Annotated in this window: 13 protein-coding genes; 6 read left to right on the top strand and 7 right to left on the bottom strand. The window is 67.5% G+C overall.

Annotation, left to right across the window (positions count from 1 at the left end; all coding sequences use genetic code 11):
• Window positions 1-132: 132 nt before the first annotated feature.
• A complete protein-coding gene (gene dnaB / locus DC347_RS06370; protein ID WP_109044819.1) occupies window positions 133-1,515 on the top strand; it encodes a replicative DNA helicase in 1,383 nt (460 codons plus the stop codon).
• Here dnaB and DC347_RS06365 read toward each other — a convergent pair.
• Together DC347_RS06365 and DC347_RS06360 are read right to left on the bottom strand one after the other, a co-directional pair.
• Window positions 1,512-2,513 carry an acyl-CoA thioesterase gene (locus tag DC347_RS06365; protein ID WP_018762873.1) on the bottom strand — a complete coding sequence of 334 codons (1,002 nt, stop codon included), beginning with the start codon at window positions 2,511-2,513 and terminating at the stop codon, window positions 1,512-1,514. The genes dnaB and DC347_RS06365 overlap by 4 nt on opposite strands.
• 157 nt (window positions 2,514-2,670) lie before the next feature.
• A complete protein-coding gene (locus DC347_RS06360; RefSeq protein ID WP_109044864.1) occupies window positions 2,671-3,105 on the bottom strand; it encodes a DoxX family protein in 435 nt (144 codons plus the stop codon).
• A gap of 179 nt (window positions 3,106-3,284) precedes the next feature.
• Between DC347_RS06360 and DC347_RS06355 the strand changes: the two genes are divergently transcribed.
• The 3 genes from DC347_RS06355 (at window position 3,285) to DC347_RS06345 (ending at window position 5,665) form a co-directional block, all read left to right on the top strand.
• A complete protein-coding gene (locus DC347_RS06355) occupies window positions 3,285-4,565 on the top strand; it encodes an MATE family efflux transporter (RefSeq protein WP_240617708.1) in 1,281 nt (426 codons plus the stop codon).
• A gap of 55 nt (window positions 4,566-4,620) precedes the next feature.
• Window positions 4,621-5,211 carry a hypothetical protein gene (locus DC347_RS06350; RefSeq protein ID WP_026264905.1) on the top strand — a complete coding sequence of 197 codons (591 nt, stop codon included), beginning with the start codon at window positions 4,621-4,623 and terminating at the stop codon, window positions 5,209-5,211.
• 100 nt (window positions 5,212-5,311) lie between these two features.
• Entirely contained in the window at window positions 5,312-5,665 is a 354-nt protein-coding gene (locus DC347_RS06345) for a hypothetical protein (protein ID WP_018762877.1), read from the top strand.
• 19 nt (window positions 5,666-5,684) lie between these two features.
• On the opposite strand, the gene DC347_RS06340 is transcribed toward DC347_RS06345, so the two are convergent.
• Window positions 5,685-6,230, bottom strand: coding sequence for a CGNR zinc finger domain-containing protein (locus DC347_RS06340; protein WP_109044817.1), 546 nt, complete (start codon window positions 6,228-6,230; stop codon window positions 5,685-5,687).
• Between the two features lie 71 nt (window positions 6,231-6,301).
• Between DC347_RS06340 and DC347_RS06335 the strand changes: the two genes are divergently transcribed.
• Entirely contained in the window at window positions 6,302-7,336 is a 1,035-nt protein-coding gene (locus tag DC347_RS06335) for a DMT family transporter (RefSeq protein WP_109044816.1), read from the top strand.
• A 98-nt stretch (window positions 7,337-7,434) separates the two neighbouring features.
• On the opposite strand, the gene DC347_RS06330 is transcribed toward DC347_RS06335, so the two are convergent.
• Complete coding sequence (locus tag DC347_RS06330; protein ID WP_018762880.1) at window positions 7,435-7,701, bottom strand: WXG100 family type VII secretion target; 267 nt, start codon at window positions 7,699-7,701, stop codon at window positions 7,435-7,437.
• A 214-nt stretch (window positions 7,702-7,915) separates the two neighbouring features.
• Here DC347_RS06330 and DC347_RS06325 point away from each other — a divergent pair, with 214 nt between their 5' ends.
• Window positions 7,916-8,188 (top strand): DUF2277 domain-containing protein, encoded by a 273-nt coding sequence (locus DC347_RS06325; RefSeq protein ID WP_018762881.1) that lies wholly within the window; start codon window positions 7,916-7,918, stop codon window positions 8,186-8,188.
• Window positions 8,189-8,191: 3 nt separating this feature from the next.
• On the opposite strand, the gene DC347_RS06320 is transcribed toward DC347_RS06325, so the two are convergent.
• From DC347_RS06320 to DC347_RS06310, 3 genes are read right to left on the bottom strand one after another with little or no spacing between them, the layout of a single operon-like run.
• Complete coding sequence (locus tag DC347_RS06320) at window positions 8,192-10,459, bottom strand: cation-translocating P-type ATPase (protein WP_109044815.1); 2,268 nt, start codon at window positions 10,457-10,459, stop codon at window positions 8,192-8,194.
• A 28-nt stretch (window positions 10,460-10,487) separates the two neighbouring features.
• Window positions 10,488-10,727 (bottom strand): heavy-metal-associated domain-containing protein, encoded by a 240-nt coding sequence (locus tag DC347_RS06315; RefSeq protein WP_018762883.1) that lies wholly within the window; start codon window positions 10,725-10,727, stop codon window positions 10,488-10,490.
• Between the two features lie 49 nt (window positions 10,728-10,776).
• Window positions 10,777-11,136, bottom strand: coding sequence for a metal-sensitive transcriptional regulator (locus tag DC347_RS06310; protein ID WP_018762884.1), 360 nt, complete (start codon window positions 11,134-11,136; stop codon window positions 10,777-10,779).
• Window positions 11,137-11,382: the final 246 nt, after the last annotated feature.

Genomic DNA, 11,382 nt, shown 5'->3' with positions numbered 1-11,382 from the left:
CGGCATCCGGCCCGCGGGTACCTCATTGTCAGAGCTTCCGGGTAGTACTGGACGCGTGGCGGTTCTGTTTCGGATCCGCAAACAGGATGGATCACCGGGCGCCTGGCCCGGCACAAATGGAGGACGGCAGCTTTGACAATCGCGCATCTGGACCCGGTGGAAGCGACCCGCGGATCGGACGCGAGCCGGAAACCTCCCCAGGACATCCCCGCGGAACAGTCGGTCCTGGGCGGCATGATGTTGTCCAAGGACGCCATTGCTGATGTCGTGGAGATCCTCCGGGGCCAGGATTTCTACCGCCCGGCCCACGAGACCATTTATGAGGCCATCATCGACCTCTACGGACGCGGGGAACCGGCGGACGCCGTCACGGTGTCGGACGAACTGACCAAACGCGCCGAAATCAACAGGATTGGCGGCCCTGCCTATCTGCACGAGCTCATCCAGACCGTACCCACGGCGGCCAACGCCGGGTACTACGCCGAGATCGTCGCCGAACGGGCCGTACTGCGCCGGCTGGTCAACGCCGGCACCAAGATCGTCCAGTTGGGCTACGGCTCGGACGGCGAAGTGGAAGACCTGGTGAACCAGGCGCAGGCCGAAGTCTACGCCGTGGCGGAACGCCGCACCGCGGAAGACTACGTGGTCCTCAAGGACGTCATGGAATCCACGGTGGATGAAATCGAGGCGTCCGGCCACCGCGGCGAGGGCATGACCGGTGTGCCTACCGGCTTCTACGAACTCGATGAGCTGACCCACGGCCTCCACCCGGGGCAGATGATCGTCATCGCGGCCCGCCCCGCCGTGGGTAAATCAACCTTCGCCCTGGACTTCGCGCGGTCCGCGGCCATCAAGAACAACCTGTCCACCGTCATGTTCTCCCTGGAAATGGGCCGGAACGAGATCGCCATGCGCCTGCTGTCCGCCGAGGCCACCATTGGCCTGCAGGACCTCCGCAAAGGAACCATCAAGGACGAGCAGTGGTCCAAGATCGCCACCACCATGGGCAGGATGAATGATGCCCCGCTGTTCATCGACGACAGCCCCAACATGTCCCTGATGGAAATCAGGGCCAAGTGCCGGCGCCTGAAGCAGCAGCACGACCTCAAGCTGGTCATCCTCGACTACCTGCAGCTGATGAGCTCAGGCAAGAAGGTGGAATCGCGCCAGCAGGAAGTGTCCGAGTTTTCCCGTGCGCTCAAACTCCTCGCCAAGGAACTCCAGGTGCCCGTGATCGCACTGTCCCAGCTGAACCGTGGCTCGGAACAGCGCCAGGACAAGCGGCCCATGGTCTCTGACCTCCGCGAGTCAGGCTCCATCGAACAGGACGCCGACATGGTGATCCTGCTGCACCGCGAGGATGTCTACGACAAGGAATCACCCCGTGCGGGCGAGGCGGACATCCTGGTGGCCAAGCACCGTAACGGCCCCACCAAGGACATCGTGGTGGCGTTCCAGGGCCATTACTCCCGCTTCGCCAACATGGCGGGCGACTCCGGGGGCGGCGGCTTCTAGGCTCCGTTCGCGGCGGTGGCTGCGGGAGCCGTGCCGGCCAGCAGGTGGTTGGGCAGCCGGTTTCCGGGCGCCGTTCCCCGGATCTCCAGGAGTTCGCGGGCGTGGGCGTGCAGCCGCTTGTCTTCGGCGCTGACCGGCACCCAGGGTGGTACGGGGACGGAGTTGCCGTCATCGTCGCGCGCCACCATCACGGTGAGGCAGTAGGTGGTGAGGCTAAGTTCGCGTCCCTTCGGGTCGCCGGAACGGACGTGGACGGCAATGTGCATGCCTTTGTTGCCGGTGTACACCAGCCGGGCCTCCACCTCCACCACGTGGCCGATCAGCAAAGGCCGGTAGAAGCGCACGCCGCCGGAGAAGACGGCCACGGTGTCCCGGCCGCAGTAGCGTGAGGCACACAGGTAGGCGGCCTCGTCGATCCACTTCATCACGATGCCGCCGTGGACCTTGCCGCCCCAGTTCACGTCGGTGGGGGCGGCCATGAACCGAAGCGTGACGCGTTCGGCGGTGCCGGCGTCCGTATATTCCTGGTGGTTCATGGCTTCCACGATCTGTTCGCGGACCTTGATCCTTGCCAGCGCATGGTCGCGCTGCTCAACCTCGGCGGGGGTGGCGGGCTCAAACTGGGGCACCGGGATGGGTTTGCCGTCCGCCCCTACGGCTACGAAGATCACCATGCACTGGCTGCGCATGGTGGCCGGGCCGCCTTTCGGATCCCCGGATGAGACCACGGTGCGGATATGCATCGAGGAGCGGCCGGTGTAGACGATGGTGGCTTCAACCTCCACCATGTCGCCGCTGTTGACCGGGTCGGCGAAGTGGATGTTTCCCACGTATGCGGTCACGCAGTAGGACTTGGCCCAGCCCACGGCCGCCGCGTACGCGGCCTTGTCCACCCATTCGAGCACCGTGCCGGCGTCCACGGAGCCGCTGTGCCCCACATCGGTGGGGGCGGCGAGGAAGCGGAGGGTCACGGAGTTGGGGTGGCCGGTCTCAGTCATGCTGCGATCATACTGAGGGCCCAGGTTACCGGCCGGTTCACGCCGCAGCGGCCTGGGCCGGCGTGCAGCCGCCCGGGGGAGCGCCGCTTAACGTCCGACGGCGGCCGGTCACCATGGCGTGGCCGGCCGCCGTGAGGCGTTTCGGGACGGAAGCGGACTAGGCCAGGACGGCCAGCCGTGAGGTGCGCCGGCCGAACAGCGCCCGGTCAATGGAGAGCCGGCCGGGGCCGGCCAGTGCCAGCGCGAAGGCTGCCGCGGCCAGGAGCAGTACCAGTTCGTAGCCTCCGTTCGCCGCGAAGACACCTGCGGGAGCGTGGACCAGGAAGAGTGCACCGAGCATATCGAGGACCAGGAGGGCGGCCACCACGCGGGTGAGGACACCGAGGATCAGGGCTGCGCCGCCTGCCAGTTCAAGGACGGCGACGGCCGGGGCCATGACGTCCGCAGCGGGGACTCCCATCTTGGCGAAGGAGGCCTGGGTGCCGGCGATGGTCCATTCATTGAACTTCTGCCAGCCGTGGGCCGCGAAGAGGAAACCCAGAATGACACGCAGGACGGTAAGGGCAACTGTGGTCAGTCGTGACTGGTTCATGGACTCCACCCTTGCCCACATATGCTTGAAGAGTCAACAAAATCCGGACGATTGTGGTCTTTGTCATGTTCTCTTCCGGGGTCATTGCGCCCGGTTAAGCTGGCACGGTGCCAACAGATCCCTCATCCGCCGCCACGGCCCCTCCCCGGAGCCATTCCCGGGAGATACTCCGCCTCGCCGTGCCAGCCTTTGGAGCGCTGGTTGCCGAGCCGCTCTTCCTGCTGGCGGATTCGGCCATCGTAGGGCACCTCGGCGTTCCCCAGCTCGCAGGCGTGGGCCTGGCCTCGGCGGTGCTGCAGACCGTCGTCGGACTTATGGTGTTCCTTGCCTACTCAACCACCCCCGCCGTGGCCCGCGCCGTTGGCCAGGGCCAGGTGGGGAAGGCCTTGGCGGCCGGGCGCGACGGCGCCTGGCTGGCGCTGCTGCTGGGCCTGCTGCTGGCCGTGGCTGGATTCATCGCCGCGGAACCGCTCATCGGCCTGCTCGGCGCCGACGGCAGCGTGCGCAGCTTCGCCATCGACTACTTCCGCTGGTCCATGCCCGGACTCGTGGCCATGCTGCTGGTCTTCGCCGGGACCGGTGTGCTGCGCGGGTTGCAGGACACCAGGACGCCGCTGGTGGTGGCCACCGCGGGGTTCGGCGTGAATATCGTCCTGAATGTGTGGCTGGTGTACGGGCTGGGGTTGTCCGTGGTGGGTTCGGCGATGGGCACCAGCCTGGCGCAATGGGCCATGGCCGCCGTCTACCTGGTGATGGTGCGCAGGTACGCGGTCCGCCAGGGCGTCCCCCTGGTGCCCAGCTGGCGGGGCATCCGGAGCATGGCGCGCGTCGGGTCCTGGCTGATGCTGCGCACCCTCAGCCTGCGTGCGGCGATCCTGGCCACCGTGGTGGTGGTGACGGCGCAGGGTGAGGTCAACCTTGCCGCGCACCAGTTGGCCATGACCATCTTTTCCTTCCTGGCGTTCGCGCTGGATGCCTTGGCCATTGCCGCCCAAGCGCTGATCGGCAAGGAACTGGGCGCCTCCAATGCGGCCAAGGCCCGGGAGTTGACCAGGACCATGGTCCGTTGGGGAGCGGGGTTCGGGGTGGTGACGGGCGTGCTGCTCGCGGCGGTGGCCCCCTGGGTGGGGATCTTGTTCACCCCTGATGCCCGCGTGCAGTCGGTGCTCGCCGTTGCCCTGTGGGTGCTGGCCGCGGGCCAGCCCATCGCCGGATATGTCTTCGTCCTGGACGGGGTGCTGATCGGTGCCGGCGACGCCCGCTACCTGGCGCTGGCCGGCGTGGTGAACCTTGCTGCCTACCTGCCGCTGCTGGCGGCGGTGGCGCTCTCCGGTGGCCCGGGCGCTGCCGGGCTGGGGTGGCTGTGGGCTGCTTTCGCCCTGGGTTATATGGCGGCGCGCGCCGTCACCCTCGGACTGCGCGCCCGTTCAGACCGCTGGATGGTGCTTGGTCCAGCCTGAACATCGGCTGCGGGGTCCGGTTCTACCTTCCAGCTGCCCCCACTAAACTGGACCGGTGACGCAACCATCGACTCCCGCGGGCGCAGTTCCCGGAACCTCACCCCGCCCTGAACTCTGGAAGCCAATCCTGCTCCGTTCCGTGGTGGCGCTGGTGTTCGGCGCCGTAACGGTCTTCTGGACCTCCCCCTCCGTTGAGGTCATGGGCTGGGCGGGAGGACTCTACCTGCTGGCCGCCGGCGTCGTGTCCCTGCAAGCCATCCCGGCCGCCGGGTTTGCCCGGAACTCGGCTCCCGGCAAGCTGCTGTCCGCAGCGGGGTCGGCGCTTGCCGGCGCCGGTGTGGCGGTGATCCTGCTGCACAGCGACCTGCTGTTTGGTGTCATTGCCGCCTTGGGTCTCGGCGTGGCCGGGGTTCTTGAGCTGGCGTGCGGCCTGCGGCATCGGGGGCGGCACGTCCTGGCACGGGACTGGATCGCATCCGGGGCGATCGGGATTGGCACGGCAGTGCTGCTGCCCTTCTTCATCAACCTTGGTGCCCATGCGCTGCTGGGCGTGGCCGGCGGTGGCGCGATCATTTCGGGTGTGCTGTGGGTGCTTTCCGGCCTGACGCTGCGCCACGATGCCCGCGCCGGTGCCGTCAAGCCGTAAACTAGGAAGAGCGCCCTTCTACTAGTTGTAGAAATTTTGGTGCTACACCGCAATTCGTGAAACCAGGCCGGCCGCGTGCCGCCTGCAGGGAGGAACCACAGTGGCTGACCAGCATCCAGGAAAACCGCGCAAGCTGCGGACCTCGGTGAAGGGGCCGCTGATGTTCTCGGCGTTCTGGGCCGTCGTCGCTTTCGTTGCCGTGCTGATCTTCGCTTCCGGCGGCAGTGCGCGCGCGCCCCGCTTCGATCTTGCCTTCACCGCAGCCGGCATCGCCTTCATCGTCACCCTGGTGGTGGCCGCCATGTTGTCCATGAGCTACAAGGAAAACGCCGAACACCTCGGCAAGGGATCCGGCGTGAACCTCAGCTCCGCGCCCAAGCCCGGCCATGGTTTCGGTACGCCCACCAGCCAGGACCCCGAGGACGACACGGGCGGCACCCGGCACCAGGGATAGGAACGCTGCGGCGGAACGCCTAACCCGCCGCTGCCTGCCTGGCACGGTAGGCGGCAACGTGCGCACGGTTGGCGCAGTTGCCGGTATCGCAGTACCGCTTGGAGCGGTTCCGGCTCAGGTCCAGGACGGCAGCATCGCAGTCCTCCGATTCGCATGTCCGCAGGCGGTCCATTTCCTTGCTGCGGATCACATCCGCCAGGGCCATGGCCGCCTCGGTGCTCATCCTGTCCGCCAGCGGGGCCTCGGGAGCCGTGGCATGCAGGTGCCAGTCCCAACCGTCGTGCTTCATCAGCTGCGGGAGGGCGTTGGCGTCCCGCAACAGCCGGTTGACGGTGTCCACGGCGGCGTCCTCGCCCGCTGTCCACACCCCTGCCAGTAAGCCCCGCAACTGCCGGACGCTCTGCAATTCCGCGGCGTCCCGTGTCCTCGCCCCGGAAAAGCCCTCGGCCGCCAGGAAGCTGTCCAGGTCCCCGACCGAGGCCAACCCTTCCCTGCCATTCGCGGCCGTATTGATGAGGTTCACCACCGTGCGGAGGGCCACCTCCGTGTCAGGGGCGAAAACCATGTTGACTCCTTACAGTGCGGAAGCGTACTGTCATGACCATTACCCCACTTTACTCCTGACAGGAGGCGACGGTGCCTGCCGCCACGAACCACACTCACCCCCAAGCGCCCTTCAGGCGGCCCGGCTTCCTCGCCTCCGGGCTTGGCATCGCGCTTTTTTCCTCCGCTGTCTTCGGCCTGTCCGGGTCCTTTGCCAAAGCGCTCCTCGAAACAGGCTGGTCCCCCGGGGCGGCCGTCACCGCCCGGCTGACGGGCGCCGCGCTGATCCTTGCCCTGCCGGCAGTCTCCGCGCTGAAGGGCCGCTGGCACCAGTTGCGAGACAACTGGCTCACCATTGGGCTGTTCGGGCTGATCGGGGTTGCGGCCTGCCAGCTGTTCTACTTCAACGCCGTGGCCCGGCTGTCCGTCGGGGTTGCGCTGCTGCTCGAATACCTTGCCCCGGTGATCATCGTCCTATGGCTCTGGGCCGCAAGCCGGCGGCGCCCCCGGGTGCTGACCTCCGTCGGGACGCTGCTCTCCCTGGCCGGGCTGATACTGGTCCTTGACCTCACCGGCGCCGTCAAGGTTGATCTGGCAGGCGTCCTGTGGGGCATGGCGGCCGCCGTCTGCCTGGCCATCTACTTCTTCATCACCGCAAAGGAAAACGACACCCTGCCGCCCATCGTCCTGGCCTCGGGCGGACTCCTGGTGGGTGCAGCCGTCATGTGGCTGGCGGGTGCCACGGGCGTGCTCCCCATGGCATTCAGCACGGCGGACACCCGCCTGGGCCCCTGGACCATGCCATGGTGGGGGCCGCTGGCGGGTTTGGTGGTGCTGGCCACTGTCCTGGCCTACACCTCAGGCATCATGGCGGCCCGGGCCCTGGGCTCCAAGGTGGCATCTTTCGTGTCGCTGACCGAGGTGCTGTTCGCCGTCGTCTGGGCGTGGCTGCTGCTGGGCGAGCTCCCGGGCGCCATCCAGCTGCTGGGCGGCGTGCTGATCGTCGGCGGCGTCATCCTGGTGCGGCTCGACGAGCTCCGCGCCGCGGCCGCGGCCGGGGAAGCGCCCGGAGCTCCCATGCCGGCGTCGGCCCTGGAGCACGCGAACGACGTCGAACCCGTGCCGTAGCCGCTGCCGTCCAGGGGAACCCATGCTTTAAAGGACAACGGCCCGGGCACCTTGCGGTGCCCGGGCCGTCCGGGCGGCACATCGTGCCGCCCAAGGCATTAGCCGTTCGAGGCCTGGCTCTGCTGCTCAGCATTGCGCTTGGCCTTGCTGCCGGCCTCTTTCAAGGCCTCGGCAACCTTGGTCAGCAGCGTGGAGTGCTGGCCATCCCATTCGCTCTTGAACTTGTCCGCGTCCGGGCCCTTCCAGTCGGTCCCGTGCAGAAGTTTGGTAAGTGTGGATTTCTGCGTCTCGATCTCGGACGCCCCTGCCTGAAGCTTGCTGCCGAGCTGGCGAAGCTGCTCAACGTCTGCACCCCAAATAGCCATCAGTTTCTCCTTGTTAGAACGTGGATCCGAACCTGGTCGGCATCCCCAGCGGCCCCCCGGCTCATCCGGAAGATCCATTGCCTAAAACCTACCCCGGTCCGTAAAACGGTGTCGATGGGCAGCCCTGCCCATGCAGGCCTCCCCATGGCGCCGTGGCTGGATCCAGTAAAAAAAGGGGTCGATCCCAGGCGTTCGAAGAGCCTAGCATGGCGGTATGTGCCGGAATATCCGAACCCTTCACAACTTTGAACCGCACGCCACGTCGGAGGAAGTCCATGCTGCCGCATTGCAGTATGTCCGCAAGATCAGCGGCAGCACCAAACCGTCCAAGGTCAACCAGGAAGCCTTTGACGATGCGGTGCACGAGATTGCGCACATCACGCAGCACCTGCTCGACGCCCTGGTGACGCAGGCGCCGCCGAAGGACCGTGAGGCCGAAGCGGCCAAGGCCAGGGCGCGCGCGTCCGTGCGGTACGGTACCGCCTAAGGTTCACTGCCCCGGTTTTCCGAAGCTGCGCAACCGCAGCGAGTTGGCAACCACCAGGACGGAGCTGGCGGCCATCGCGGCTCCGGCAATCATCGGGTTGAGCAGGCCGAGTGCCGCCACCGGGATGCCCACCGCGTTGTAGAAGAATGCCCAGAACAGGTTTGCCTTGATGGTGGCCAGGGTCTTCCGGGACAGCTCGATGGCCTGCGCCACTTGGGCCAGGTCGCTGCCCATGACGGTCAGGTCGGCGGCCTCGATGGCAACGTCGGTTCCGGACCCCATGGCAATCCCCAGATCCGCCTGCGCCAGGGCTGCGGCGTCATTTACGCCGTCGCCGGCCATGGCCACCGTGGCACCGCCGGCCTGGAGTTTGCGCACCGCTTCGACCTTTCCTTCGGGCAGGACGCCGGCGTGGACATCGTCCGCGGCGATGCCGACGGCGGCGGCCACCCGGGCGGCGACCGCGGCATTGTCCCCGGTCAGCAGGATGGGCCGCAGGCCCAGCGCCTTCAACCGGGCGACGGCGGCCGCGGAACCTTCCTTGACGGTGTCCCGGAGGCTGATGATTCCGGCCGGCATGCCGTCCACCGCGACGCAAACAGCCGTGGCACCGCTTTCCTCGGCGGCCATCAGGTTTGCCTGCTGGGCGGGGTCCAGGATGATGCCGTTCTGCTCCAGCCAGCCGCTGCGCCCCGCCAACACAAACCTGCCCTGCACGGTTCCGGACACCCCGCCGCCCGGGGCGGAACTGAACCCTTGCACCGGCGGCAGGCCGTCGTCGTCCGTTGTGCCTGCAGGATCCAGGGCGGAAGCCGCGGCCGCAACGGCCCGGCCCACCGGGTGCTCGGAGGCGGCCTCGACGGCGCCGGCGAGCCGGAGGATTCCACCCCGGGTGAACCCGGGGAATGCCAGCACGGCGTCTACGGCCAAGGCGCCGGTGGTGACCGTGCCGGTCTTGTCCAGCAGGATGGTGTCCACGGTGCGGGTATCCTCCAGGACCTGCGGGCCCTTGATCAACAGGCCCAGCTGCGCTCCGCGGCCGCTGCCCGCCAGCAGGCCGACCGGGGTGGCCAGGCCCAGGGCGCACGGGCAGGCAATCACCAGCACGGCGACGGCCGCCGTGAAGGCCTGTCGAAGGTGGCCGCCGTCCGCGTCCGGGCCGGCGAGCAGGAGCCACAACACGAACGTGAGGGCGGCAATGGCCAGGACCACCGGAACGAAGACGGCGCTGATGCGGTCCGCGAGGCGGGCAATAGGTGCCTTGCCGGTCTGGGCCTGGGATACCAGGCGGGCCATCTGGGCCAGGGTGGTCTGAGATCCCACCCGGGTTGCCCGGACCAGCAGACGCCCGGAAGTGTTGATGGTGGCGCCGGTTACGCGGCTGTCCGGGGCCACCTCCACGGGGACGGACTCGCCCGTGACCAGCGACGTGTCCACGGCGGAATCGCCCTCGATGACCACGCCGTCGGTGGCGATCTTCTCGCCCGGGCGGACCACCAGGACGTCGCCCACCTGCAGGTGGTCCGCGGGGATCTGCTGTTCGCGTCCGCCGCGCAGGACCGTGGCGTCCTTGGCGCCCAGGTTCAGCAAGGCCTGGAGCGCGTCGCCGGCCTTGTGCTTGGCGTTGGCCTCCAAGTAGCGGCCGAGGAGCAGGAAGGTGGTGACCACGGACGCCACCTCGAAGTACAGGCCGCCGGACATGGCCTCCATGCCCGGGTGCTCCGTCATGCCGGGGTCGGCCACCAGCTGCCAGGCCGAGAAAAGGTAGGCGGCGGCGACGCCGAGCGACACCAGGGTGTCCATGGTGGATGCCAGGTGCCTGGCGTTGACTGCGGCCGCGCGGTGGAAGGGCCACGCCGCCCAGGTAACCACGGGAAGCGACAGCAGGGCCGCCGCCCAGCCCCAGTTGGGGAACTGGAACGCCGGGACCATGCTCACCAGGAAGACCGGAACGGTCAGGACGGCGGCGAGGATGAGGCGGGGGCGAAGCTGTGCGGCGGCGTGTTCGACGCTGGGTTCCGCCGTGCGCGGCACGCGGACGCTCGCTGTGTACCCTGCGGCGTTGACCGTGTCCACCAGCTGCTCGTCGGTGATGCCGTCCGGGGCCGTCACGTAGGCCTGCTCCAGCGGGAGGTTGACCGTGGCTGCCACGCCGTCGAGCTTGCCGAGTTTCTTTTCCACCCGGTTGACGCAGGAGGCGCACGTCATCCCCTGGATGTCCAGTTCCACCACGCGGGTGCCCGGCGGGTGCAGCAGTTCTTGGTGGCTCATGTCCGCTTTCCGGTATGGGAGGGGTTTTTCAGGCCTCGTTGGCGACCATCAGGTAGCCGGCCTCAGCCACGGCCTCCCCGAGGTCCTGGGGCGAGAGGCCGCCGCTGGACGTGATGGTCACGGTGGAGATACCGCCGGCGTTGAGGTCCACCTTCACGGCTTGGACCCCGTCCAGGGCTTCGATTTCTTCGCTGACCGCGGATACGCAGTGGCCGCAGGTCATGCCCGAGACACTGATGGTGGTGATGGCGGGGGAGGTGGTGCTCATGGCGTGCTCCTTCTTTCTGGCCGGCGGTAGCCGGGGTGGGGTTCTGTGGTCAGCGAAGCAGGCGGCCGATGGCGTCGGCGGCTTCCTTCACCTTGGCGTCGATCGCCTCGGCGCGCGCGGCGGGGTCCGGTTCCGAGGCAGCGCCCACCACGCAATGGCCGATATGTTCCTCGACCAGGCCCAGGCTGACGGCATGCAGGGCCTTGGTGACGGCGGAAACCTGGGTCAGGATGTCGATGCAGTACTTGTCTTCATCCACCATGCGGGCGATGCCCCGGACCTGGCCTTCGATGCGCTTCAGGCGCCGAAGGTAGGCCTCCTTGTTCCCCGTGTACCCGTGCTGGGGCGTTTCATCGCCTGCCGGGCGGGCAGTATCCACCGCCGCGGCAGCTTCTTCGGTAGGGTTCATGTACCCAAAACTATACCCCGTGGGGGTATCTGGCAAGTACCCCGTGGGGGTATTAATCCCCGATTGGATTCCTGCGTGGCCGGCTGCTGAAAGGGCACAAAAAAGCTCCGGAGTGCGTTATTGGGGGATACGCACTCCGGAGCAGCATTTGGGCAGTTTCCCGTTTTCCACTTCCGCGGAACCGGCCTGCTTGAATCAGCTTACTGGCTGGTAGGGCACCGCGCCAGCTACGCGAATAACTACTTT

Source organism: Pseudarthrobacter sp. AG30 (genome assembly GCF_003116525.1).
Taxonomy (GTDB): domain Bacteria; phylum Actinomycetota; class Actinomycetes; order Actinomycetales; family Micrococcaceae; genus Arthrobacter.
The sequence above is the reverse complement of the archived record's forward strand: the minus strand, read 5'-3'. Positions and strand labels throughout refer to the sequence as shown.